General features: G+C 70.9%; 23 protein-coding genes. 14 read left to right on the top strand and 9 right to left on the bottom strand.

Translation table 11 applies throughout. The features are described 5' to 3' along the window. Positions 1-42: 42 nt before the first annotated feature. Positions 43-711: a DedA family protein gene (locus GNZ18_RS37920; RefSeq protein WP_156221929.1), complete on the bottom strand. Its 669-nt coding sequence runs from the start codon at positions 709-711 to the stop codon at positions 43-45. A 159-nt stretch (positions 712-870) separates the two neighbouring features. On the opposite strand from GNZ18_RS37920, the gene GNZ18_RS37915 reads away from it, so the two are divergent. The 6 genes from GNZ18_RS37915 (at position 871) to GNZ18_RS37890 (ending at position 8,537) form a co-directional block, all read left to right on the top strand. Further along, the gene (locus tag GNZ18_RS37915; RefSeq protein ID WP_156221927.1) at positions 871-1,791 is read left to right on the top strand and encodes a glutathione S-transferase family protein; all 921 of its coding nucleotides are present in this window, start codon (positions 871-873) and stop codon (positions 1,789-1,791) included. A gap of 134 nt (positions 1,792-1,925) precedes the next feature. Next, positions 1,926-2,597 carry an AIM24 family protein gene (locus tag GNZ18_RS37910; RefSeq protein WP_156221925.1) on the top strand — a complete coding sequence of 224 codons (672 nt, stop codon included), beginning with the start codon at positions 1,926-1,928 and terminating at the stop codon, positions 2,595-2,597. Positions 2,598-2,860: 263 nt separating this feature from the next. Next, positions 2,861-6,577 carry a multifunctional oxoglutarate decarboxylase/oxoglutarate dehydrogenase thiamine pyrophosphate-binding subunit/dihydrolipoyllysine-residue succinyltransferase subunit gene (locus GNZ18_RS37905; RefSeq protein WP_214616732.1) on the top strand — a complete coding sequence of 1,239 codons (3,717 nt, stop codon included), beginning with the start codon at positions 2,861-2,863 and terminating at the stop codon, positions 6,575-6,577. A gap of 118 nt (positions 6,578-6,695) precedes the next feature. Further along, positions 6,696-6,881, top strand: coding sequence for a DUF6104 family protein (locus tag GNZ18_RS37900; RefSeq protein ID WP_156221922.1), 186 nt, complete (start codon positions 6,696-6,698; stop codon positions 6,879-6,881). Between the two features lie 110 nt (positions 6,882-6,991). After that, positions 6,992-7,816, top strand: coding sequence for a DUF4097 family beta strand repeat-containing protein (locus GNZ18_RS37895; RefSeq protein ID WP_156221920.1), 825 nt, complete (start codon positions 6,992-6,994; stop codon positions 7,814-7,816). Between the two features lies 1 nt (position 7,817). After that, the gene (locus GNZ18_RS37890) at positions 7,818-8,537 is read left to right on the top strand and encodes a helix-turn-helix transcriptional regulator (protein WP_214616734.1); all 720 of its coding nucleotides are present in this window, start codon (positions 7,818-7,820) and stop codon (positions 8,535-8,537) included. Between the two features lie 42 nt (positions 8,538-8,579). Here GNZ18_RS37890 and GNZ18_RS37885 read toward each other — a convergent pair whose 3' ends face one another. From GNZ18_RS37885 to GNZ18_RS37870, 4 genes are all read right to left on the bottom strand, one after another. After that, positions 8,580-9,548, bottom strand: a complete 969-nt coding sequence (locus tag GNZ18_RS37885) for a zinc-binding dehydrogenase (protein WP_156221917.1) — start codon at positions 9,546-9,548, stop codon at positions 8,580-8,582. Between the two features lie 83 nt (positions 9,549-9,631). Next, positions 9,632-10,414 (bottom strand): amino acid ABC transporter ATP-binding protein, encoded by a 783-nt coding sequence (locus tag GNZ18_RS37880; protein WP_281378241.1) that lies wholly within the window; start codon positions 10,412-10,414, stop codon positions 9,632-9,634. Beyond that, entirely contained in the window at positions 10,411-11,397 is a 987-nt protein-coding gene (locus tag GNZ18_RS37875; protein WP_156221915.1) for an amino acid ABC transporter permease, read from the bottom strand. Before GNZ18_RS37875 ends, GNZ18_RS37880 begins: the two co-directional genes overlap by 4 nt. Before the next feature lie 4 nt (positions 11,398-11,401). After that, positions 11,402-12,310, bottom strand: coding sequence for an ABC transporter substrate-binding protein (locus tag GNZ18_RS37870; protein ID WP_214616737.1), 909 nt, complete (start codon positions 12,308-12,310; stop codon positions 11,402-11,404). Between the two features lie 395 nt (positions 12,311-12,705). On the opposite strand from GNZ18_RS37870, the gene GNZ18_RS37865 reads away from it, so the two are divergent. Both GNZ18_RS37865 and GNZ18_RS37860 read left to right on the top strand, forming a co-directional pair. Continuing rightward, positions 12,706-13,926: an NAD(P)-dependent malic enzyme gene (locus GNZ18_RS37865; protein ID WP_372492368.1), complete on the top strand. Its 1,221-nt coding sequence runs from the start codon at positions 12,706-12,708 to the stop codon at positions 13,924-13,926. Positions 13,927-14,079: 153 nt separating this feature from the next. Next, positions 14,080-14,649 carry an ABATE domain-containing protein gene (locus tag GNZ18_RS37860; protein WP_214616738.1) on the top strand — a complete coding sequence of 190 codons (570 nt, stop codon included), beginning with the start codon at positions 14,080-14,082 and terminating at the stop codon, positions 14,647-14,649. Here the strand turns inward: GNZ18_RS37860 and sodX are convergent. Then, positions 14,544-15,008 (bottom strand): nickel-type superoxide dismutase maturation protease, encoded by a 465-nt coding sequence (sodX, locus tag GNZ18_RS37855; RefSeq protein ID WP_312874973.1) that lies wholly within the window; start codon positions 15,006-15,008, stop codon positions 14,544-14,546. The genes GNZ18_RS37860 and sodX overlap by 106 nt on opposite strands. Positions 15,009-15,191: 183 nt before the next feature. Here sodX and sodN point away from each other — a divergent pair, with 183 nt between their 5' ends. Then, positions 15,192-15,593, top strand: a complete 402-nt coding sequence (gene sodN / locus GNZ18_RS37850) for a superoxide dismutase, Ni (protein WP_214616739.1) — start codon at positions 15,192-15,194, stop codon at positions 15,591-15,593. Between the two features lie 126 nt (positions 15,594-15,719). Beyond that, on the top strand, positions 15,720-17,135 hold the full coding sequence (locus tag GNZ18_RS37845; protein ID WP_156221909.1) for a M1 family metallopeptidase: 1,416 nt from the start codon (positions 15,720-15,722) through the stop codon (positions 17,133-17,135). A 30-nt stretch (positions 17,136-17,165) separates the two neighbouring features. Here the strand turns inward: GNZ18_RS37845 and GNZ18_RS37840 are convergent, their stop codons facing one another. Continuing rightward, on the bottom strand, positions 17,166-17,636 hold the full coding sequence (locus GNZ18_RS37840) for a GNAT family N-acetyltransferase (protein ID WP_214616741.1): 471 nt from the start codon (positions 17,634-17,636) through the stop codon (positions 17,166-17,168). An 839-nt stretch (positions 17,637-18,475) separates the two neighbouring features. On the opposite strand from GNZ18_RS37840, the gene GNZ18_RS37835 reads away from it, so the two are divergent. Beyond that, positions 18,476-18,904 (top strand): ATP-binding protein, encoded by a 429-nt coding sequence (locus tag GNZ18_RS37835; protein WP_214616742.1) that lies wholly within the window; start codon positions 18,476-18,478, stop codon positions 18,902-18,904. Beyond that, the gene (locus GNZ18_RS37830; protein WP_214616743.1) at positions 18,901-19,713 is read left to right on the top strand and encodes an RNA polymerase sigma factor SigF; all 813 of its coding nucleotides are present in this window, start codon (positions 18,901-18,903) and stop codon (positions 19,711-19,713) included. Before GNZ18_RS37835 ends, GNZ18_RS37830 begins: the two co-directional genes overlap by 4 nt. A gap of 32 nt (positions 19,714-19,745) precedes the next feature. Here the strand turns inward: GNZ18_RS37830 and GNZ18_RS37825 are convergent, their stop codons facing one another. Continuing rightward, positions 19,746-20,213 (bottom strand): hypothetical protein, encoded by a 468-nt coding sequence (locus GNZ18_RS37825; protein ID WP_214616744.1) that lies wholly within the window; start codon positions 20,211-20,213, stop codon positions 19,746-19,748. An 89-nt stretch (positions 20,214-20,302) separates the two neighbouring features. On the opposite strand from GNZ18_RS37825, the gene GNZ18_RS37820 reads away from it, so the two are divergent. Continuing rightward, positions 20,303-21,244 carry a diacylglycerol/lipid kinase family protein gene (locus GNZ18_RS37820; RefSeq protein WP_214616745.1) on the top strand — a complete coding sequence of 314 codons (942 nt, stop codon included), beginning with the start codon at positions 20,303-20,305 and terminating at the stop codon, positions 21,242-21,244. 294 nt (positions 21,245-21,538) lie between these two features. Then, positions 21,539-21,793, top strand: coding sequence for a WhiB family transcriptional regulator (locus tag GNZ18_RS37815; RefSeq protein WP_156221904.1), 255 nt, complete (start codon positions 21,539-21,541; stop codon positions 21,791-21,793). A 9-nt stretch (positions 21,794-21,802) separates the two neighbouring features. Here GNZ18_RS37815 and GNZ18_RS37810 read toward each other — a convergent pair whose 3' ends face one another. After that, the gene (locus tag GNZ18_RS37810) at positions 21,803-23,470 is read right to left on the bottom strand and encodes a sensor histidine kinase (protein ID WP_214616746.1); all 1,668 of its coding nucleotides are present in this window, start codon (positions 23,468-23,470) and stop codon (positions 21,803-21,805) included. Positions 23,471-23,536 lie beyond the last annotated feature (66 nt).

Genomic DNA, 23,536 nt, shown 5'->3' with positions numbered 1-23,536 from the left:
CCCGCCGGCCTCCCACCCGCCGGCCCTCCGCCCGTGCGGGCCTCAGGGGTGGGTCTGCTCCAGGGTGTGCTCCGACTCCTCCGCCTCGACCTCGGCCTCCTCGTGGGCCTCCCGGCGGTGCTTGCGGACGCTCCACACCACGATCGCGACGACGGCGGCGACGGCGAGCCCGATCGCCAGGCCGCGCCCGGCGAGCTTGGCGGCGTGGTCGAACGCCTCGCCCGCGAAGTAGCCGCCGAGCGTGAACGTCAGCACCCAGGTGACGCCGCCGATGAAGTTGAACAGCAGGAACTTCGGATACGGCAGCCGCGAGCTGCCGACCAGCGCGGGCATCAGCGCCCGCAGCAGCGCCGTGAACCGGCCGATGAACACCGCGAACGCGCCCCGGCGGCGGATCAGGTCCTGCGCCTTGGCGACCTTGGCGCGGTGCTTGCTCATCGCCCTGGTCTCCAGCAGCCGCGGCCCGAACTTGCGGCCGATCTCATAGCCCACCGAGTCGCCCGCGACGGCGGCGACCACCGCGACGACCAGCAGCACCGGCAGCGAGAGCTTGTCCTGGCTGGCGAGGACGCCGCCGACCACGATCGCGGTCTCGCCCGGGAAGACGAACCCGAAGAACAGGGCCGCCTCGGCGAACACCAGGCCCGCGATGAGCAGGAGCACCAGCCACGGGGGAAGCCCGTCGGCCAGAGCGTTGAAGTTCTCGAGCATGTGCTCCCCTGCCACCTGCTGGTTCCAGCCGCTCCGCGACCAGTCCGACTAGTTCGACAAAGCTACTGACGGTTATCGTAGCCGTGGGGTTCCCGGGCGCGGATCCCCCGCGGGGACGACCGTCCGGGGCCGTGACGTCGACCTGGGGAGGAGCCCGTCATGACCGCGCAGGAGGTCGAGGGCGGACGGTTCGTCCGGCAGCGCAACCGCTTCACCGAAACGATCACGGCGGACGGAGGGAGCGGGTACCCCGCCGAATCCGGCCGCTACCGGCTCTTCGTTTCCTACGCCTGCCCGTGGGCGCACCGGACGCTGATCGTCCGGCGGCTCCTCGGCCTGGAGGAGGTCATCGGCGTCGGCGTCGTCGACCCGATCCGCGACGAGCGGGGCTGGCGGTTCCCCGACCACGACCCCGTCACCGGGACGGTGTTCCTGTCCGAGCTGTACCTGTCGTCCGACCCCGGGTTCACGGGCCGGTACACGGTCCCCTGCGTCTGGGACACCGAGACGGGCCGTCTCGTCACCAACGACTTCCCCGACATCACCACGATGCTGGAGACCGAGTTCACCGCCTTCCACCGGCCCGGCGCGCCCGACCTGTACCCGGTGGAGCTGCGCCCGGAGATCGACGAGCTGAACGACCTCGTCTACCGGACCGTCAACAACGGCGTCTACCGGGCCGGTTTCGCCACCGCGCAGGACGCCTACGAGGAGGCGTTCGACGCGCTGTTCGCCACCCTCGACGGCCTTGAGGAGCGCCTGGCCGGCCGCCGGTACCTGCTCGGGGACGCCGTCACCGAGGCCGACGTCCGCCTCTACCCGACGCTCGCCCGCTTCGACGCCGTCTACTACTCGCACTTCAAGTGCAACCTGCGCCGCCTCGCCGACTACCCGAACCTGTGGGGCTACGCCCGCGACCTGTACTCGATCCCCGCGTTCGGCGAGACGACGGACTTCGACCACATCAAGCGCCACTACTACGTGACGCACCCCACAATCAACCCGACCCGCATCGTCCCCAAGGGCCCCCTCCTCGACTGGGCGGCGCCGCACGGCCGCGAACGGCTCGCCTCCGGCTGACCGGCTCGGTCGGCCACGTCCGCCGCGGTCGGGGCGCCACCTGCCGGGAAAGTTCATGACCTGGCGCATCCCGTCGTTATGCTGACGGATCTCCAGATAGATCCCCACGACAGGACACGAGAGGCCAGCCGACCATGCGCAGCCAGTTCTTCGGCAACATCGACCAGGGCCAGCAGTTGCCCGGCCACTTCGCACTCCAGAACTCCAAGATGCTCCGGGTGCACCTGAACGGCGACGTCCTCGCCCGGCAGGGCTCCATGGTCGCCTTCCAGGGCCAGATGGAGTTCGACTACGAGGGCGCCGGCGGCATCGGCAAGTTCATGAAGAAGGCGCTGACCGGCGAGGGCGTGCCCCTCATGCGCGTCAAGGGCCAGGGGCTGCTGTTCGTCGCCAACGACGCCGACGACATCCACCTGTTCTACCTGGAGAACGAGGGGATCACGGTCAACGGCAAGAACATCCTCGCCTACGACTCCCACCTCCAGTCCGACATCCAGCGCGTCCAGGGCGCGGGCATCGCCGCCGGCGGCCTGTTCAACACCACCCTCCAGGGCACCGGCTGGGTCGCGCTCACGACCCACGGCACCCCGGTCATGCTGGACTGCGGCCGCGCCCCGACCTTCGCCGACGGCCAGTCCGCCGTGGCGTGGAGCACCAGCCTCCAGGTCGGCGTGAACCGCACGTTCAAGGCGTCCGCCCTGATCGGGCGCGGCAGCGGCGAGGCGATGCAGCTGGCCTACCAGGGCCAGGGCTTCGTGCTCATCCAGGCCAGCGAGGGCCCGACGGTCGCGCCGCACACGCACTGATCCCCCGTCTGATCCTCCGTCGGGGCCACCCCCGGCGGTCCCCTCGGCGCACGGCACGGGCCCCCTCGCACCCGTCGCCGGCATACCCCGCGCCGTGGGGGACGCGGCGCGCCGCACACGCCCGTCCGTTCACCGCGCGGCCCCCGGTGAACGGCCACGGGAGGTGGGCGGCACCCCGGGTGGACACCGCGAGGTGCAAGTGCGAGTAGCCTTATTGGGTCTTATAACTCACCTGCGAGCTGCGGAAGAGGGCGATCTCCGCCGTGTCGACAGAGTCGTCGCAAACTAGTGCCGACCCCAAGAACACAGACTTCGGTGCCAACGAGTGGCTGGTCGACGAGCTGTACCAGAAGTACCTCGAGGATCCGAACTCGGTTGACGAGGCCTGGTGGAACTTCTTCGCGGACTACCAGCCGGACACCCGGCCCGCGTCCGCGACCACCCCGGCCACCGATGGAGCGGCCCCCCGGGCCGCGAACGGCACAGCGGCCGCTCCGCCGACATCCAAGCAGCCGGTAGCCAAGCCCGCCTCGCCGCCGGCGCCGGCGGCCAAGCCCCAGGCCGAGGCCCAGGCCAAGGCGGCCCCCAAGGCCGCGCCGCCGCCGGTTCCCGCGGGCGCCGAGGAGGTCAGGCTGCGCGGCGTCGCCGCGCGGACGGCCGCCAACATGGAGTCCAGCCTCGGGGTGCCCACCGCGACGAGCGTCCGCGCCGTCCCGGCGAAGCTGCTGATCGACAACCGCATCGTCATCAACAACCACCTCAAGCGCGGCCGCGGCGGCAAGGTCTCCTTCACCCACCTGATCGGGTACGCGATCGTCAAGGCGCTCGCGGCGATGCCGGAGATGAACGCCGCCTTCACCGAGGTGGACGGCAAGCCGGTGCTGATCCGGCCCGAGCACGTCAACTTCGGCCTGGCGATCGACCTGCAGAAGCCCGACGGCCAGCGCCAGCTGGTGGTGCCGAGCGTGAAGGCCGCCGAGACGCTGGACTTCCGCCAGTTCTGGGCCGCCTACGAGGAGATCGTCCGCAAGGCGCGCGGCAACAAGCTGACGCTGGACGACTTCCAGGGCACGACGATCAGCCTGACCAACCCCGGGACGATCGGCACGGTGCACTCCGTCCCGCGGCTGATGCCGGGCCAGGGCACGATCATCGGCGTGGGCGCGATGGAGTACCCGGCCGAGTTCGCGGGCGCCTCCAGCGACACGCTGTCGCGCATGGGGATCAGCAAGGTCATGACGCTGACCTCCACCTACGACCACCGGATCATCCAGGGCGCGCAGTCCGGCGACTTCCTGCGCCGCATCCACCAGCTCCTCCTCGGCGAGGACGGCTTCTACGACGAGATCTTCGAGGCGCTGCGCATCCCGTACGAGCCGGTGCGCTGGGTCAAGGACATCTCCGCCTCCCACGAGGAGGACGTCGCCAAGGTCGCCCGCGTCCACGAGCTGATCCACGCCTACCGGGTCCGGGGCCACCTGATGGCCGACACCGACCCGCTGGAGTACAAGCAGCGCCGCCACCCCGACCTCGACATCCTCAAGCACGGCCTCACCCTGTGGGACCTGGAGCGCGAGTTCGCGACCGGCGGGTTCGGCGGCAAGCCGACGATGAAGCTGCGCGACATCCTCGGCGTGCTGCGGATGGCCTACTGCCGCACGGTCGGCATCGAGTACATGCACATCCAGGACCCGGAGGAGCGCGCCTGGATCCAGGAGCGCGTCGAGGTCCCGCACGACAAGCCCTCGCGCGAGGAGCAGCTGCACGTCCTGCGGCGGCTGAACAGCGCCGAGGCGTTCGAGACGTTCCTCCAGACCAAGTTCGTCGGGCAGAAGCGGTTCTCGCTGGAGGGCGGCGAGTCCGTCATCCCGCTGCTGGACTCGGTGATCTCCGCGGCGGCGGGCGCCAGCCTCGACGAGGTCGTCATCGGCATGGCGCACCGCGGGCGGCTGAACGTCCTGGCGAACATCGTCGGCAAGTCCTACGGGCAGATCTTCGGGGAGTTCGAGGGCAACCTCGACCCGCGCAGCGCCCAGGGCTCGGGCGATGTGAAGTACCACCTCGGCGCGTCCGGCGACTTCGTCGCCGCCGACGGCTCCAAGATCCACACCGAGCTGGTCGCGAACCCCTCCCACCTGGAGACGGTCGACCCGGTGCTGGAGGGCGTCGTCCGCGCCAAGCAGGACCTCCTGGACGTCGGCGAGGCCGGGTTCAGCGTGCTGCCCGTGCTGATCCACGGCGACGCCGCGTTCGCCGGGCAGGGCGTGGTCGCCGAGACGCTCAACCTGTCGCAGCTGCGCGGCTACCGCACCGGCGGCACCGTGCACGTGGTGATCAACAACCAGGTCGGCTTCACCACCGCGCCCGAGTACTCGCGCTCCAGCGTCTACTCCACCGACGTCGCGCGGATGATCCAGGCGCCGATCTTCCACGTCAACGGCGACGACCCGGAGGCGTGCGCGCGGGTCGCGCGGCTGGCCTTCGAGTACCGGCAGACGTTCAAGAAGGACGTCGTCATCGACATGGTCTGCTACCGGCGGCGGGGCCACAACGAGACCGACAACCCCTCGTTCACCCAGCCGCTGATGTACGACCTGATCGACGCCAAGCGGTCGGTGCGCAAGCTCTACACCGAGGCGCTGATCGGCCGCGGCGACATCACGGTCGAGGAGGCCGAGCAGGCGCTGCGCGACTACCAGGAGCAGCTGGAGCGGGCGTTCATCGAGACCCGCGAGGCCGTGAAGAAGCCGCTGGAGCCGGGCTCGGTGGTCAAGCCCGACGTCGAGGAGCGCATCCCGATCGACCACGGCAGGGCCGGGTCGGCGATCACGCAGGAGACCGTCAAGCGGATCATCGAGTCCCAGGTCAGCCTGCCGGAGGGCTTCAACGTCCACCCGCGCCTCCAGCCGATCCTGCAGCGCCGCGCCCAGATGATCGAGGACGACGCGATCGACTGGGCGACCGGCGAGCTGCTCGCGCTGGGCTCGCTGCTGATCGACGGCCACCCCGTGCGGCTCGTCGGCCAGGACACCCGGCGCGGGACGTTCGGCCAGCGGCACTCGGTGCTGTTCGACCGCAAGACCGGCGAGGAGTACGCGCCGCTCAAGCAGTTCGGCCAGGGCGTGTCGAAGTTCTACGTGCACGACTCGCTGCTGAGCGAGTACGCGGCGATGGGCTTCGAGTACGGCTACTCCATGACCCGTCCCGACGCGCTGGTCGCGTGGGAGGCGCAGTTCGGCGACTTCGCCAACGGCGCCCAGTCGATCATGGACGAGTACATCTCCTCGGGCGAGCAGAAGTGGGGCCAGCACTCCAGCGTCGTGCTGCTGCTGCCGCACGGCTACGAGGGGCAGGGGCCCGACCACTCCTCCGCGCGGATCGAGCGCTACCTGCAGCTGTGCGCGCAGGACAACATGACCGTGGTCTACCCGACCACTCCGGCGAACTACTTCCACCTGCTGCGCTGGCAGGTGCTGTCGGGGCGGGGCAAGCCGCTGATCGTGTTCACGCCGAAGTACCTGCTGCGGCTGAAGGCGGCGACCTCGACGGTCGCGCAGATCACCGGCGGCGCGTTCCAGCCGGTCATCCCCGACGAGAACCCGGCGGTCGAGGCGGCGGGCGTGCGGCGGGTGCTGCTCACCACCGGCAAGATCTACTACGACGTGGTGAAGGCCAGGGACGCGGCGGGCGCCAACGACACCGCGGTGATCCGGGTCGAGCGGCTCTACCCGCCGCCGGTCGACGAGATCCGCGCCGAGCTGGCGAAGTACCCGGCGCACACCGAGGTGGTGTGGGTGCAGGACGAGCCCGCGAACATGGGCGCCTGGCCGTTCATGGCGCTGAAGCTGCCGCACCACATCGAGGGCCTGCGGCTGTCGCGGGTGTCGCGTCCGGCGTCCTCGTCCCCGGCGGTCGGCTCGGCGAAGCTGCACCAGGCCGAGCAGGAGGCCCTGCTGACCCGGTTGTTCGGCGAGAAGTAGGCACGCGGGAAGGACCGGGGGCTCCGGCGCGGCACGCCCGCGCCGGGGCCCTCGGCGTACGGGGGCCTCGGCGCGAGGCCCGGGAACGGCCCCGGAGGGGCCCTGGAGAGAGAACGCCATGTACTTCACCGATCGGGGGATCGAGGAGCTCACCGACCGCCGGGGGGCCGAGGAGGTCAGCCTGACCTGGCTCGCCGAGCGGCTCCGCGAGTTCGTCGACCTCAACCCCGAGTTCGAGACGCCGGTGGACCGGCTGGCGACCTGGCTGGCCCGCCTCGACGACGAGGACGAGGACGGGGATTAGGGCGGCGAGGGCCGACGCCCACCCGGCGGCGGAGACACGATACATCTTGACTTCCGAGGAACGCGACATATCGTGTCTACTGGCAGGGCGTCTGACGAAGGGCTACCGCGATGTCGCGCTGGACGATCGACGAACCGACCACCCTCGGCTTCGACGGGGTGGTGGCGCTGCGGACGACGCTGATCGCCGGAAGCGTGTCGGTGCTCGCCTCCGACGAGCGCCCCTCGGTCATCGTCGGCGAGGTGGCGGGCCCGCCGCTGCTGGTCGGGCACGAGGCGGGGATGCTCACGATCACGCACGAGCGGATCTGGGAGGGCGTGCTGTCGTGGCTGCGCACCCAGCGGGTGCACGCCTCGATCACCGTCACGGTCCCGCGCGACTGCCCCGTCTCCCTCACGCTGGTGTCGGCGGACGCGCTGATCACGGGCGTGGCGGCCCGCACGTCGATCAAGAGCGCCTCCGGCGGGGTGACGCTGGACGGGGTGCGCGGCGCGGTCGACGCGAACACCGTGTCCGGAGCGATCGAGGCGCAGGGGCTGGACGGTACGGTGTCGTTCACCTCGGTGTCCGGTGACCTGTCGCTGGCGGGCGGGTCGGTCGAGCGCCTCGCCGCCCGCACGGTCAGCGGCCGCGTCGCCGCCGACATGGACCTCGTCGGCGCGAGCCGGGTCGAGGTCAACACGGTCTCCGGCGAGGTCGCGCTGCGCGTCCCGGAGTCCGCCGGCGCCGAGGTCGCGCTGACCTCGGCCACCGGCCGCATCGAGACCTCGTTCGCCGGGCTCGGCGAGCGGGAGCGGGCCGTCATGCGCGGCGTCGCCGGCACCATCGGCGACGGCGCGGGACGGCTCACGGTCAACACGGTGTCGGGCCCCGTCACCCTCCTCGGCCGGGAGGACGACGAGCCGGAGATCGCCGAACCCCGAATGGAGAAGTGACGTGAGCCCCGTATTCGGCCACGGTCGCCTGCGGCTGTACCTGCTGAAGCTGCTGGAGGAGAGCCCGCGGCACGGCTACGAGGTGATCCGGCTGCTCCAGGACCGCTTCCTCGGGGTGTACTCGCCCTCGCCCGGAACGATCTACCCGAGGCTGGCCCGGCTGGAGTCCGAGGGCCTGGTCACCCACGAGGTGGTCAAGGGCAAGAAGGTGTACTCGCTGACCGACAAGGGCCGCGACGAGCTCGAACGGCGGATGGACGAGCTGGCCGAGCTGGAGGAGGAGATCACCGCCTCGGCGCAGGAGTTCGCGCGCGGCGTCCAGCAGGACGTCCGGCAGACGGTCCGGTCGCTGCGCGAGGAGCTGACCCAGGCGGCGCGCGACATGCGCGACCAGGGCAAGACCACCTCCAAGGACGCCTGGAAGGAGTCGACCGAGCGCCAGAAGGACGAGTGGAGGCGGCAGAGGGAGCACTGGCGCGAGCAGAGGCAGGCGTGGAAGGAGGAGTGGCGGCAGAACTGGGAGGACGCCTGGCGGACGGCGACCGGCACCAGCGAGGACGTCGCGCGCCTCAAGCTGGAGCGCCTGCTCCGCAAGTTCGTCGAGGACGTCCGCAAGGGCGCCAAGCGGTCCGGTCTGGACGAGGACGGCCTCGCCGCCTGCCAGCGGCTCCTGGAGGAGACCCGCGAGCGGATGCGGAACGAGGTCTTCCGCGACCGCTGACGCCCGCGGGCCGTGCCGCCGGCCCGCGGGCGCGGGCCGCGCTCAGGTCGTGAAAACGATCTTGCCGAAGAGGTCGCCCTCCGCCATCGCGGCGAAGCCCTCCCGGGCCCGGCCGAGCGGCAGCGCCCGGTCGATCGGCGGGCGGACGCCCGACTTGACCAGGAAGCCCGCCAGCCGCTCCAGCTGCCCCCGGGTCCCCATCGTGGAGCCGACCACCTGGAGCTGGAGGAAGAACACCCGGTTCAGGTCGGCGGGCGGCACCGCGCCGCTGGTGGCGCCCGACACCACGACCCGTCCGCCGGGGCGCAGCGACTTCAGCGAGTGCGACCAGGTGGCCTGGCCGACCGTCTCGATCACCGCGTCCACGCGCTCGGGCAGCCGCGCGCCGGACTCCAGCGCCGCGTCCGCGCCGAGTTCCAGCGCCCGCGCGCGTTTGGCCTCGCTGCGGCTGGTCGCGTAGACGCGCAGGCCCGCCGCCGACGCCAGCGCGATCGCGGCCGTGGCGACGCCGCCGCCCGCGCCCTGGACCAGCACGGACCCGCCCGGCTCCACCCCGGCCTTGTCGAACAGCATCCGGTAGGCGGTGAGCCACGCCGTGGGCAGGCAGGCCGCCTCCTCGAACGACAGCTCCGCGGGCTTGCGGACGAGGTTGCGGCGCGGCACCGCCACCTTCTCCGCGAGCGTCCCCGGGTGCGACTCCGACAGCAGCGACCGCTTCGGGTCGAGGGTCTCGTCCCCGCCGCCCCGGTCGGGGTCGCCGACCACCGCGTGCACGATGACCTCGTTGCCGTCCTCGTCCACCCCGGACGCGTCGCATCCGAGGATCATCGGGAGCCGCTCGGCGGGCAGCCCGACGCCCCGCAGCGACCAGAGGTCGTGGTGGTTGAGCGCGGCGGCCTTCACCGTGACGGTCGTCCAGCCGTCCGGTACCTCGGGGTCGGGCCGCTCGCCGAGCGTCAGCCCGTTCAGTGGATCGTCTGCGTCGATGCGCGTGGCGGTGACAGCGAACATGCACGGCACACTAACCCGCCGCGCGCACGCCAAACGGCCCGCCCCCGTTCCGGGCGGAGAGGGCGGGCCGTCCGCCGTCCGGGTCAGAGGACCCTGGAGAGGAAGTCCTGCGTGCGGCGGTTGCGGGGGTTGGAGATGACCTCTTCGGGGGTGCCCTTCTCCACCACGACACCGCCGTCCAGGAAGACGAGGGTGTCGCCGACCTCCCGCGCGAACCCGATCTCGTGCGTCACGACGATCATGGTCATGCCGTCCAGCGCGAGCTGCTTCATGACCTCCAGGACCTCGCCGACCAGCTCGGGGTCCAGCGCGGAGGTCGGCTCGTCGAACAGCATCAGCTTGGGTTCCATCGCGAGCGCGCGGGCGATCGCGACCCGCTGCTGCTGGCCGCCCGAGAGCTGCGAGGGGTAGCTGTCGGTCTTGTCGGAGAGCCCGACCCGCTCCAGCAGCGCCGCGCCGCGCTCGCGCGCCTCGGCCTTGCTCCTGCGCCGGACGTGGACCGGCGCCTCGCACACGTTCTCCATCGCGGTCATGTGCGGGAACAGGTTGAAGCGCTGGAACACCATGCCGATCTCGCGGCGCTGCTCGGAGACCTCGCGGTCGCGCAGCTCGTAGAGCCGGTCGCCCTTCTGCCGGTAGCCCATCAGGTGGCCGTTCACCCACAGCCGCCCGGCGTCGATCTTCTCCAGGTGGTTGACGCACCGCAGGAACGTCGACTTGCCCGACCCGGAGGGGCCGAGCACGCACATCACCTCGCCGGGCGCGACCTCCAGGTCGATGCCCTTGAGCACCTCCAGCCGGCCGAAGTGCTTGTGCACCGCCTCGGCCTTGACCATCAGGCCCTCCGCGCCGTCCGGCCCGCTCATGCCCCTCCTCCGCCGCTGCCGAAGCCGAGCGCGCGCAGCCCGGCGCGCCTGTTCTCGGGAATCCCGCTGCCGCGGGCGAAGTACCGCTCCAGGTAGTACTGCGCGACCAGCAGGAAGCTGGACAGGAGCAGGTACCACATGCAGGCCGCCACCAGCATCGGGAAGACGTTGAACGACTTGTCGCCGACCGCCTTGAGCTGGAAGAACAGCTCGTTGTTGACGGGGACGAAGGCCACCAGCGCGGTGTCCTTGAGCATCGCGATCGTCTCGTTGCCGGTCGGCGGCACGATCACCCGCATGGCCTGCGGCAGGACGATCCGCCGCATCGCCAGCATCCGGGACATGCCGAGCGCGCCGGCCGCCTCGTTCTGCCCGGGGTCCACCGACAGCATGCCGGCCCGGACGATCTCGGCCATGTAGGCGCCCTCCGACAGCGCGAGCGCGAGGAGGCCGGCCATGAACCCGGTCAGGATCGTGTTGGCGTCGACGGTGAACAGGGTGGCGTCCATGTCCACGCCGAGCGCGTCGCCGAGCTGGCCCGCGAACGGGACGCCGCCGACGTGGTACTTGGCGTACAGGATCCCCATGTTGCCGAACATGACCGCGAGGACCAGCCGGGGCACGGCGCGGAAGAACCACGTGTAGACCCACGCGACCCCGCTGAGGATGGGGTTGCCCGACAGCCGCATGACCGCCAGCACGATGCCCAGCAGCACGCCGATGATCATCGAGAGCACCGTCAGCAGGACGGTGGTCCGCACGCCCTCGATGACGTTCGGGCGGAAGGCGTTGTCGATGATGAACGACCACTGGAACTGCTTGTTCGTGACCAGCATGTGCACGAACATCGCGGCCAGGACCGCGAGCACGGCCACCGCGATCCAGCGCCCGGGGTGCCGGACGGGCACGGCCTTGATGGCCTCGGGCCGCGCCCCGTCCGGCTTCACGAGGTCGGGCGCCTCGGGCTTCTCTTCGTCCGACATGCGGTCAGGAGACCTTCGGGTTCACGGCCGGGTCGGTGATCGCGCCCTTGCCGACCTTCCACTTGTCCAGGACGCGCTGGTAGGTCCCGTCGGTGATGATCGCCTTGTAGGCGCCCGCGATCGCCTGGGCGAACTGCGTCTGGCCCTTCTTCAGCGCGACGCCGTAAGGCGCCTGCCCGTAGGGGTCGCCGAGCAGTTCGAGCTGGCCCCTGGACTTGTCGACGGCGTCGACGAAGACCGGGTAGTCGGCGGTGCCCGCGTCGTCCTTGCCGGAGGCGACCGCGGCGGTCGCGGTGCTCTGGTCCTGGAACTGGTCGATCTTGATCTCGGGCTTGCCCGCGGCCTTGCAGTCCTTCGACCGCTTCTGGAGGTCGGGGACCTCGACGGTGCCGGTCTGCACCGCCACCTTCTTCCCGCACGGGTTCTCCACCTGGATGCCCAGCGGGTTGCCCTTCTTCACCACCCACTGGATGGGCGCGTTGAAGTAGCTCACCATCTCGGTGTCCTTGAGCCGCTCCGGGTTGATCGTGAGCGAGGAGATCCCCGCCTCGTACTTCCCGGACTTCACGCCGGTGATCACTCCCGTGAACGGCGTGGTGTTCCACTGGGTCTTCAGCCCGAGCTTGGCGGCGGCCGCGTCGAACAGGTCGACGTCGAAGCCGACCACCTTGTTGTTGTCGAGGAACTCGGCGGGGGCGTAGGTGGTGTCGGAGCCGATTTTGATGACCCCGTCGGCCTTGATCTCGGCCGGGACCAAAGCCGCGAGCTTGCTGTCCGGGCCGCCCTTCGGCGTGATCGACGCCGTCGGCTCGGTGGACTCCTTCTTCTCGCCGCACGCCGACAGCGCGAGGGCGCCCGTCAGCACGAGCGCGGACGCGGCGACGGCGCGGCGGCGCAGAGAACCGGTGGTCACGGGTCCCCCTCCAGTGGTGATTCCCCCGGATCCGGACGGGCCCGGGGGGGCAGGTGCACATTTTTGCGTACAACATCCCTGATCTGGATAAAGGCTCCGAAACAATCACGCAACGACGAAGCCTGCCCGTACGTCACTCCCGTCCCTGCCCACTCACAGCGCCCGTGCAACTACTTCAAGCGACCACCACGCCCCGACCTCGCAACGGCCGGGGCACGCGCTCCGGGTGACCTCCGCCACCGCGCATTCCCCGGAGAAGGCGGAGGGGGATATGACACAATCGGGCAACGGGTGACCCCCGTGCGTCGCGAGATGTCCACCAGGTGACCGGCCACCAGTCCGCCACCACCGCGGCGGCATCGCCCGAAAGCCAACATTCACAGACAGGGGTCGCTGTGGCTGCTGAGGCCATTCCCACGCAGAAAAATCACACGCGGAACCATTCCACCCAGGAACGAAATCTTGACGATGATCCGGCCTTCCCGCTGCACCGCGGCGGGAAGCTGGAGATGCGCTCGACCATACCCGTCCGCAACGCCGACGACCTCTCGCTCGCCTACACACCGGGCGTCGCCCGGGTGTGCACGGCGATCGCCGACAACCCGGAACTGGCCTACGACTACACCTGGACCTCCAGGGTCGTCGCGGTCGTGACTGACGGCACCGCCGTGCTCGGGCTCGGCGACATCGGCCCGGCCGCCTCCATGCCGGTGATGGAGGGCAAGTCCCTGCTGTTCAAGGAGTTCGCCGGGCTCGACTCGGTGCCGATCGCGCTGAACTGCACGGACGTCGAGGAGATCGTCGACACCGTGGCCGCGATGGCGCCGAGCTTCGGCGGCATCAACCTGGAGGACATCAGCGCCCCCCGGTGCTTCGAGATCGAGGACCGGCTGCGCGCCGCCCTCGACATCCCGGTCTTCCACGACGACCAGCACGGCACCGCGATCGTGGCGCTCGCCGCGCTGACCAACGCGGCCCGGCTCGTCGGCAAGCCGCTCTCGGAGCTGCGCGCGGTCGTGGCCGGGGCGGGCGCGTCCGGCATCGCGGTGTCGCGGATCCTGGTCGAGGCCGGTATCGGCGACCTCGCGCTGTCGGACAGCAAGGGCCTGGTCTACCAGGGGCGGGACGGGCTGAACCCCGCCAAGGAGAAGATCGCCGCGATCACCAACAAGGCGGGGCTGACCGGCTCCACCGAGGAGGCGCTGCGCGGCGCCGACGTGTTCGTCGGGCTGTCGGGCAGCACCGTCCAGGAGTCGTGCGTCGCGACGATGGCGGAGGACGCGATCGTGTTCGCGCTGTCCAACCCGACGCCCGAGGTGCCGCCGGAGGTGGCGCGGCGGCACGCCAGGGTCGTGGCGACCGGCCGCAGCGACTTCCCGAACCAGATCAACAACGTGCTGGCCTTCCCCGGCATCTTCCGGGGCGCGCTGGACGTGCGGGCGCACTCGATCACCGAGGGCATGAAGCTGGCCGCCGCGACCGCGCTCGCCGGCATCGTCGGCGACGACCTGACGGCCGACTACGTGATCCCCGGCCCGTTCGACGCGCGGGTCGCCCCCGCCGTGGCGGACGCCGTCGCCGCCCAGGCCCGCGCGGAGGGGGTCAACCGGGTCTGATCCGCAGGACCAATTCCGCTGTCCTTTTCCGGACTGCCCGCGTCCCACCTGGGGCGCGGGTAGTCCGGCCTAAAAGTGACGGTGTAATTCTCACCACGGGGGAATGAATCCTGGGGATTCGACGATCAGGTTTGACCCCCGTCGGGAGCGAATGTGGACCTCGCCTCTTACGCGGACCTGGCGGTCGATCTCGTGAACACGTGCCGCCCCCACCGGGACGAGCTGCGTGATCTCGAAGGGCTGCGCGCCCTGCTGCTGCGCCGGCCGTACCTCGCGGGTCGGACGGCGCGCCGCGATCTGGACGCCATGCGCGAACTGCGCGCCGAACTGCGCGCCGTCTTCGTCTCCGCCGCGCGCGGCGACGAACTGGACGCGATCGAGCGCCTCAACACCCTGCTCATCCGCTACCCCGTGCATCCGATCGTGACCCGGCACGACGGCCAGGGCTGGCACCTGCACCTCAATGAGGACGGCTCGGTCCCCGACCGGTGCGCCGCCCGCGCCGCGATGGGCCTGGCCGCCCGGATCAGCTCGCGGGGCATCGACGCGCTCGGCGTGTGCCGCGCCGAGGGCTGCGAACGCGCCTACCTCACCCCTGCGACGGAGCGGGCGCCGCGCTACCGCTGCGAGCGCTGCGCGGGACGGCCGGGCATGCCCGCGGGCTGCCCGCCGAGCGTGCCGCTGGTGTCGATCCGCCGTCGGGCGCGGGACGGCGGCCAGTAGCGGGCGACGACGCGTCCGACGACCAGCGTGTCGGGGACGGCGCCGAAGTCCCAGCTGTCGCTGCGGCCTGGGGCGCGCTGGTTGTCGCTCTCCAGCCACCATCCGGTGTCCGCGCGGTACGCCGCCCGTTTCACCACGAGCAGGCCGGGACGCTCCGGATGCCGGGCGACGACGACGTCGCCGGCGGCGACGCGTCCCGCGACGCGCACGAGGAGCCAGTCGCCGGGCCGCAGCGCGGGCAGCATCGAGTCGCCCTCCACGGCGACCGCGCGCAGCCTCCCGCGCCCCCTGAGCAGTACGAACGGCACCGCGCCCAGCAGCGCCCAGAGCGCGGCGGAACGGCGCGTGAGGATCGGCACGGCTCCCCTCCCGTCCGCATACTCCGGCACTCTCCGGTGATGACGCTACCGGAAGGGTTCCGGACGGCTCCGGCGTCCGGGTCTTAGGCCGAATTACCGAGCGCCCTGCCCGGACGGGCTCTGGGCCGCGAGGGTAATGTCGGTGACCTGAGCATGATCCGAAACGAGGGAAGGGAATCGCAGGTGTTGCTCAAGCTTCTGCGCCCGAAGACCACGGTCTCCGCGCACTGCGACCTGCCGTGCGGCGTCTACGACCCGGCGCAGGCCAGGATCGAGGCCGAGTCGGTCAAGGCGATCGCCGAGAAGTACGCGGCCAACGAGGACCCGGAGTTCCGCGCCCGCGCGATCCTGATCAAGGAGCAGCGGTCGCAGCTGGTCAAGGAGCACCTGTGGGTGCTGTGGACCGACTACTTCAAGCCGCCGCACTTCGAGAAGTACCCGCAGCTCCACCAGCTGTTCAACGAGGCGACCAAGCTCGCCGGCGCGTCCGGCACCAAGGGGAGCATGGACGTCAAGGCGGCCGAGGAGCTGCTGGGCAAGATCGCGGAGATCGACAAGATCTTCTGGGAGACCAAGCAGGCGTGACGCGGTTCGCGTCGGGTCGTGGGGGCCGTCCGTTTCGGACGGCCCCCACGGCATATTCGGGATAAGACTGACATTTCACGACACGGCGTGATCTTCTATGGCGCACAGTCAGAGAGAGGACGAATCATGCCCATCAGACCCGTCCGATCGACGGTGGTGGTCACGCTCGCCATCGCGTGCCTCGTGGCGCCCACGACCCCCGCCACCGCCGCGTCCCACGGTCACCGCTTCACCCCCGGCGCCCCCGGAGCGGGCGACCCGTACTTCCCCCAGGAGGGGAACGGCGGGTACGACGTCGCCCACTACGACCTGTCGCTCGACTACACCCCCGCCTCCAACGCGCTGGTCGCGACCGCGCGCATCAAGGCCCGCGCGACCCAGGACCTGTCGCGCCTCGACCTCGACCTGAAGCAGCTCACCGTCAACAGCGTGCAGGTGGACGGCAGGGACGCGCGGTTCACCCGTAAGGGCCAGGAACTCGTCGTCACCCCGCGCGCGGGCCTGCGGAAGGACACCCGCTTCACGGTCACCGTCGCCTACGCGGGCACGCCGAAGTCGGTGAGGCGCCCCGACCTCGGCGAGTTCGGCTGGATCAGGACCCCCGACGGCGCGTACGTCGTGAGCGAGCCCGACGGCGCGTCCACCTGGTTCCCCAGCAACGACCACCCGACCGACAAGGCGACCTACACCTACCGCGTGACGGTCCCGAAGGGCACGCAGGTGCTGTCCAACGGCGAGCCCGGCGGCGAGTGGACGCGCGGCGGCAGGTCCACGTTCGTGTGGAACGAGCGCTCCCCCATGGCGAGCTACCTCGCGATGCTGGCCATCGGCAAGTTCACCGTGCGGAAGGGCCGCACCGAGGGCGGCATCCCGGTCATCACCGCCGTCGCGCCGAACCGCGCGGACGAGCTGAAGACGATCCACGAGGGCACGATCAAGGCGATCGACTGGGAGGAGAAGGTCTTCGGCCGCTACCCCTTCGCCTCGACCGGCGGCATCCGGGTGGGCGTGGACGTGGCGTTCTCGCTGGAGACGCAGAGCCGCCCGATCTACGGCTACCGGCCCGACACCCCGACGATCGTCCACGAGCTGGCCCACCAGTGGTTCGGCGACAGCGTCAGCGTCCGGCGGTGGAAGGACATCTGGCTGAACGAGGGCTTCGCGACCTACGCCGAGTGGCTGTGGGACGAGCAGCACGGCGGCCCGTCCGCGAAGCAGACCTTCGACAACCTCTACGGCAAGACCGAGGACTGGCCGTACTACAACGAGCTCTGGCGCGACCGCGAGGCGGGCGACCCCGGCACCGACGAGCTGTTCACCCTCACCCCCTACTGGCGCGGCGGCATGACGCTCCAGGCGCTGCGCGACCGCGTCGGCGACCGGGCCTTCTTCGCCCTCCTGAAGGCGTGGACGAGCGCGCACCGCGACGGCAACGTGACGACCGAGCAGTTCATCGACCTCGCCGAGCGGATCTCCCACAAGCGGTTGGACGGCCTGTTCGACGCCTGGCTCTACACCAAGGACAAGCCCACCACGTGGTGACACGCGTGAGGCCCGTCCCCGGGGCGGGCCTCAGGCGCGGGCGAGCTTGGCGAGCGCGTCCCCGGTGAGCCGGTACACGCTCCACTCGTCCTGCGGACGGGCGCCGAGCGACTCGTAGAAGCCGATGGCGGGGGTGTTCCACTTCAGCACGGCCCACTCGACCCGCGCGTACCCGTTCTCGTCGGCGACGCGCGCCAGCTCGGTGAGCAGCGCCTTCCCGTACCCGTGCCCCCGGACGCCGGGATCGACGTAGAGGTCCTCCAGGTAGATCCCGTGGACGCCCTCCCACGTCGAGAAGGTGAGGAACCACAGGGCGAACCCGACGACCCGCCCGTCATGCTCGGCGACGTGCGCGAACACGCGCGGCTCGTCCCCGAAGAGGCCGGCCCGCAACTGCTCCTCGGTGACCTTCACCTCATGCAGGGACCGCTCGTACTCCGCCAGGTCGCGGATCAGCCGCCGGATCGCGGGAACGTCATCGGCCGTCGCAGTTCGAATCACACGTTCCAGACTATTGGAGCAGCCCGGATGGCCGGGACGCCCGAAGGGCGCGCCCCCGGACGGGGGACATCCGGGGGCGCGCGAGGAGCGGCTCCGCCGTGGACGGAAGGGACGGGCCGCTGGCCGGAGCGTCCTAAACGATCACACCAACACAGACGAACCACCCCCACCAAAACGTGACATCCCCAGCCCCACCGGCCAAGCGGGCGGGACGAGCCCGAAGCCGAGCGACTCACCAGGCGAGCAAGGCGAACGCAGACAGCACCAAAGCACCCACCCGCAGTAACCGAGCCTTCCACCCACCGGAAACATCGCGATCGCGTCCGAAGGCAGGCACGAGCGAAGCGAGGGCCTGATCGCGGAGCGAGCCGCAAGGCGAGTTCGGAGCGATGCCAGCGATCGCCGCGATGCCCGCCGAAGGAGGCGCCCCAGCGCCGACGCCAAGGGCAACGCAATGAACACCGCGTTCGAAGCGATGCCAGCGATCGCCGCGATGCCCACCGAAGGAGGCGCCCCAGCGCCGACGCCAAGGGCAACGCAATGAACACCGCGAGGGCCTGATCGCGGAGCGAGCCGCAAGGCGAGTTCGGAGCGATGCCAGCGATCGCCGCGATACCCGCCGAAGGAGGCGCCCCAGCGCCGACGCCAAGGGCAACGCAATGAACACCGCGTTCGAAGCGATGCCGGCGATCGCCGCAGGGGCCGCCGGAGGAAGGCGTCCAGCGCCTGACGCCCAGGTCCCTGCAATAAAGACCTCAAACACGCGGACGCGGAGTCTCGCAGCACGGCCGGAAGGCGGTAGTTTCGGAAGCAGCAGGACCATCCTGCGAGGGAGTGACGTGACCGAGGAAACCGCTGCAATGCCCGCCAGTACACAGTTGTCCGTCCGCGATGTGGTGACGGTGAAGCTGCCCGCCGCGAGTGCCTACCTCTCGGTTCTGAGAACCGCGACGGCCGGTCTCGCGGCCAGGCTCGACTTCACGCTGGACGAGATCGAGGACCTGCGCATCGCGGTCGATGAGGCCTGTGCGATGTTGCTCGCGCAGGCCGTCCCCGGAACCGACCTGACCTGCGAGTTCGAGCTGACCGGCGATGCGGTGCGCATCTCGGTGGCGGTGCTGACGGTGGACGGCCAGGAACCGAGCCGCGACACCTTCGCCTGGACGGTCCTGTCGTCGCTGGCGGGCGAGGTCGACGCCCAGGTCGGCTCCGACGACCGGGTCACCGTGACGCTGCAGAAGCGCCGGGGTGCGGCGGGGGCCCCGTGACGGAGAAGACGACCATCGCGGGCTCCGGCAACGAGCGGTCCGAGAGCGCGGTCCCCGACCGCGCGCGGGCCCGCGCGTTGTTCGAGCGTCTGGCGGAGCTGCCGGAGGGCGACCCGGAGCGGCAGCGGATCCGTGACCAGCTCGTCGAGCTGCACCTTCCGCTGGTGGAGTATCTGGCCCGCCGCTTCCGCAACCGGGGCGAGTGGCTGGACGACCTGATCCAGGTCGCGACGATCGGGCTGATCAAGTCGATCGACCGGTTCGATCTCGGGCGCGGGGTGGAGTTCTCGACCTACGCGACGCCGACGATCGTCGGCGAGATCAAGCGGCACTTCCGCGACAAGGGCTGGGCGGTGCGCGTCCCGCGGCGGCTCCAGGAGCTGAAGCTGTCGCTGACGAAGGCGATCAGCGACCTGGCGCAGCGGGAGGGGCGTGCCCCGACCGTCAGCGAGCTGGCGGCGCACCTGCAGATGAGCGAGGAGGAGGTGCTGGAGGGCCTGGAGTCGGCGAACGCCTACTCCACGGTGTCCCTCGACGCCCCCGACTCCGGCGACGAGGACGCCCCCGCGGTCGCGGACTCGCTCGGCATGGTGGACGAGTCGCTGGAGGGCGTGGAGTACCGCGAGTCCCTCAAGCCGCTGCTGGAGAAGCTGCCCGCCCGCGAGAAGAAGATCCTGCTGCTGCGGTTCTTCGGCAACATGACGCAGTCGCAGATCGCGGCGGAGCTGGGGATCTCGCAGATGCACGTGTCGCGGCTGCTGGCCCGGACGCTCGCCCAGCTGCGGGAGGGCCTGACGGCCGACGAGTGACCAGTGGCCGGGGGCGGCGGCCGGACCGAGGATCAGCGGCCGGTACGCGGCGACCGGCCACCGGAACGCGGGGCGGCGTCCGCGCCGTCCGCGTCCTCCTCCTCGTCCGGGCCCTGCTCCTGCGGGTCCTCGACGAGCCAGGCGGTGCTCGGCGGGCTGAGCACCATGATCAGCGCGAGGACGGCGGCGGCGCCCATCGGGATCGCGATCTCGGGGCGCTCGCTCTGCCACAGCGACCACGCGACGGGCAGCGCGAACAGCTGGGTGAGCACCGTGGGGGCGCGGCTCCACTGGTCGGCGCGCAGCAGCCCGCGGGCGCAGCCGAGCATGGCGACGCCGCCGACGAGGGCGAGCACGGTGACCCCGACCGCGCTGACGGGGTCGACGGCGGAGCCGGCCACCGTCTCGATGCCGGTGAAAACCCCGAAACCGACGGCGGCGAGGCCCTCCGCGGCCTCCAGGGCGGCGGCTGCCTGCACGGTGAACGGACGCTTCGTCACAACCTGAAACCCTACTCGCCCCCTCCCGGCGGCACGTCCCGGGACCGCCACGTGGAAAAGCGCGTCGGAACGGTCGATACGCTGGCGCCGTGCGCGCCATGCTGATCGCCAACCCCAAGGCGACCTCGACCTCCCGGCGGGCCCGCGACCTCCTCGTGCGGGCCTTCTCCGGGGACCTCGACCTCGTCATCGCCGACACGGCCCACCGCGGCCACGCGACGGAGATCGCGCGGCGGGCCGCGCTGGAGGGCTATGACGCGGTCATCGCGCTCGGCGGGGACGGGACCGTGAACGAGGCGGTGAACGGGCTGCTCGCGGAGGGCCCCTCGCCCGACCTCCCGGCGCTGGCCGTCCTGCCGATCGGCAGCGCCAACGTGTTCGCCCGCGCGCTGGGGCTTCCAGGCGACCCGATCGGCGCGACCCGGGTCGTCCTGGACGCGCTGCGCGCGGGCCGGTACCGCACGGTCGGGCTCGGGACGGCCTGCCACCCCGGCGGGACCGAGCGCTACTTCACCTTCTGCGGCGGCGTCGGGTTCGACGCGGAGGTCGTCCGGGAGGTGGAGCGGCGGCGCGGCGCGGGAGCGAAGGCCGACCCGTCGCTCTATGTGCGGACCGCCATCCGCCATTTCTTCTCCGGGACCGATCGGCGGCGTCCCGCCCTAACGATGGAAGTGCCGGGGCGCCCAACGAAATCGGGGGTCTTCATGGCGTTCATCTCCAATACCGCGCCGTGGACTTTCATGGGCCCGGTGCCGGTGAATCCGAGCCCCAAGGCGAACTTCTCGCGCGGCCTCGACGTGTTCGCGACGCGCACGCTGGACGCGGCGCCGACGCTGGCCGCGCTGGCCCGGATGATGACCCCCCGCACCCGTCCCGTCCAGGGACGTCACGTGGTGAACGTGCACGACGCGGCGGAGATCACACTGCGCGCGGAGCGGCCCGTGGCCTTTCAGCTCGACGGCGACTACCTTGGCGAGCAGGAGCTCATCACCTTCCGATCGGTACCGAAGGCCATCCGCATCGTCATATGAGGCCGTCCGGCCCATCTGTTAACGACAAAGCAACAGGGCCGACCCACCGATGTGACACATGCGACACCCATACTTTGAGAATCCTTTCTCAAGGGTCTTGCGTCTGCCCGCGCCCTGCTGACACGCTCAAAGTGCGCCGGCCGACAGGGGCCCAACGTCGTCAGCCACCTGCTCGCACCGCCGCCGAACAACGACCCCTGGACCTGGCCACCACCGCCGCTCCGGGTGTTCGCGACATGTGAAACCGTTCACAAAAGTGGAGTGATTCCACCACCTGACGAAGGAGTGGACCGCATGGACTGGCGCCACCGCGCAGCCTGCCGTGACGTGGACCCCGAGCTGTTCTTCCCGATCGGCAACACCGGGCCCGCGATCCTGCAGATCGAGGAGGCCAAGCAGGTGTGCAAGCGCTGCGACGTCACCGACGCCTGCCTGCGCTGGGCCCTGGAGTCCGGCCAGGACTCCGGCGTCTGGGGCGGCATGGGCGAAGACGAGCGCCGCGCCCTCAAGCGCCGTGTCAACAGGCGCGCCCTCGGCGCGGCACGCTAGGGCGCTGCTCTAAGAACGCGGGCCCGGCCTGTGGTGCTGTTCCACCGGGACGTCGACCACCACTTCCGTGCCGCCGCCCTGGCGGGGGCGGAAGTCCAGGCGGCCGCCCAGTTCGCCCACGATCAGGGTTCGGACGATCTGTAGGCCCAGGCTGTCGCTGCTCTCCACGTCGAAGTCGGGCGGCAGGCCCTTCCCGTCGTCGGCGACGACCACCACGAGGCGGCGTCCGTCGGCGGGGGTCTCCTTCTGCGGCGCGTGCTCGCCCGCGGTGGGCCACTCGCCCCAGAGGGAGACGTCGTTCGGGTCCGGGGCGGGGGACGGCCCCCCGGCGCCGTAGCGGCGGGCGGCCACCTCCAGGGTCCCGAACCGGTTCGCCAGGCCGTGCTCCAGGGCGTTCTGGAGGAGTTCGGTCAGCGCCATCGCGAGCGGCGTCGCGACCTCGGCGGGCAGGACGCCGAAGTTGCCGGTGCGCTTCGGGGTGACCTTGGTCTCGGGGGTGGAGACCTCCCCCGCCATCGTGATCACGCGGTCCGCGATGTCGTCGAAGTCGATCAGCTCGTCGGGGGTGTGCGAGAGGGTCTCGTGGACGATCGCGATCGACCCGACCCGGCGGACGGCCTCGTCCAGCGCGGCCCTGCCCTCGGGGATCTGGAGCCGCCGCGCCTGGAGCCGCAGCAGCGCCGCGACCGTCTGGAGGTTGTTCTTCACGCGGTGGTGGATCTCGCGGATCGTGGCGTCCTTGGTCATCAGCTCCCGGTCGCGCCAGCGCAGCTCGGTGACGTCCCGGCAGAGCACGATCGCGCCGATCCGCGTCCCGCCGACGACCAGCGGGATCGTCCGCAACTGCATGACCGACCCGTGCGCCTCGACCTCCACCTCGCGGGGCGCCCGGCCGCTGAGGACGACGCTCAGGGCCTCCTCCAGCGGCTCCCCCGTGTCGCACCGGTCGGCGGTGACCTGGCCGAGCGACTCCCCGACGAGGTCGGCGGGGAAGCCGAGGCGGCGGTAGGCCGACTGGGCGTTCGGGCTGGCGTAGCTGACCCTGCCCGAGCGGTCCAGCCGCATCAGGCCGTCGCCGACCCGGGGCGAGCGGACGAGGTTCGGCTCCTCGCCCGGCACCGGGAACCGGCCCTCGGAGATCATCTTGGCGAGGTCGCTGGCGCTCTGGAGGTAGGTCAGCTCCAGGCGGCTCGGGGTGCGCGCCGAGCTGAGGTTCGTGCTGCGCTGGATCACCCCGAGGATCTTCGCGCCGCGCCTTACCGGGATCGACTCCTCCCGGACGGGGATGCCGCTCCCCCACTCCGGATCGCCCTCCCGGACGATCCGCCGCTCCCGCCAGGCCACGTCGATCAGCCCGCGCCGCCCCGTCCGGACGACCTTGCCGACGAGGTCCTCGGGGTAGGCGGTCGGGCCGGTCGTCGGGCGCATCTGCGCGATCGCCACCCAGCCGGGGACGGCGGCGCCGGTGTCCAGCGCGACGGGCTGGCGGCGGGACGGGCCGCCGGACCCGGTCTCGGCGGGCAGCACGTCCGCCGACCGGAGCGGCACCCACAGCAGCAGGTCGGCGAACGACAGGTCCGCGAGCAACTGCCAGTCCGACACCAGCGCGTGCAGCCACTCCACATCGGTCTCGGTGAGGTCGGTGTGGTCGCGCACCAGATCGGTCAAGGTAGGCACCCGACCATCATCGCCCATGGGTTTTTGGACGGGTACGGCGTCCCCCTCCGCGCGCGGCCTGGGAGG

The organism is Actinomadura litoris (assembly GCF_009733595.1).
In the GTDB taxonomy this organism is placed as follows: domain Bacteria; phylum Actinomycetota; class Actinomycetes; order Streptosporangiales; family Streptosporangiaceae; genus Spirillospora; species Spirillospora litoris.
This window is presented reverse-complemented; position numbering and strand designations above follow the sequence as displayed.

Excerpts from the sequence above, each read along its gene's own strand:
- GNZ18_RS37920 (WP_156221929.1), bottom strand. The coding sequence starts at position 711 with ATGCTCGAGAACTTCAACGCTCTGGCCGACGGGCTTCCCCCGTGGCTG.
- GNZ18_RS37915 (WP_156221927.1), top strand. The coding sequence starts at position 871 with ATGACCGCGCAGGAGGTCGAGGGCGGACGGTTCGTCCGGCAGCGCAAC.
- GNZ18_RS37910 (WP_156221925.1), top strand. The coding sequence starts at position 1,926 with ATGCGCAGCCAGTTCTTCGGCAACATCGACCAGGGCCAGCAGTTGCCC.
- GNZ18_RS37900 (WP_156221922.1), top strand. The coding sequence starts at position 6,696 with ATGTACTTCACCGATCGGGGGATCGAGGAGCTCACCGACCGCCGGGGG.
- GNZ18_RS37895 (WP_156221920.1), top strand. The coding sequence starts at position 6,992 with ATGTCGCGCTGGACGATCGACGAACCGACCACCCTCGGCTTCGACGGG.
- GNZ18_RS37885 (WP_156221917.1), bottom strand. The coding sequence starts at position 9,548 with ATGTTCGCTGTCACCGCCACGCGCATCGACGCAGACGATCCACTGAAC.
- GNZ18_RS37880 (WP_281378241.1), bottom strand. The coding sequence starts at position 10,414 with ATGAGCGGGCCGGACGGCGCGGAGGGCCTGATGGTCAAGGCCGAGGCG.
- GNZ18_RS37875 (WP_156221915.1), bottom strand. The coding sequence starts at position 11,397 with ATGTCGGACGAAGAGAAGCCCGAGGCGCCCGACCTCGTGAAGCCGGAC.
- GNZ18_RS37845 (WP_156221909.1), top strand. The coding sequence starts at position 15,720 with ATGCCCATCAGACCCGTCCGATCGACGGTGGTGGTCACGCTCGCCATC.
- GNZ18_RS37815 (WP_156221904.1), top strand. The coding sequence starts at position 21,539 with ATGGACTGGCGCCACCGCGCAGCCTGCCGTGACGTGGACCCCGAGCTG.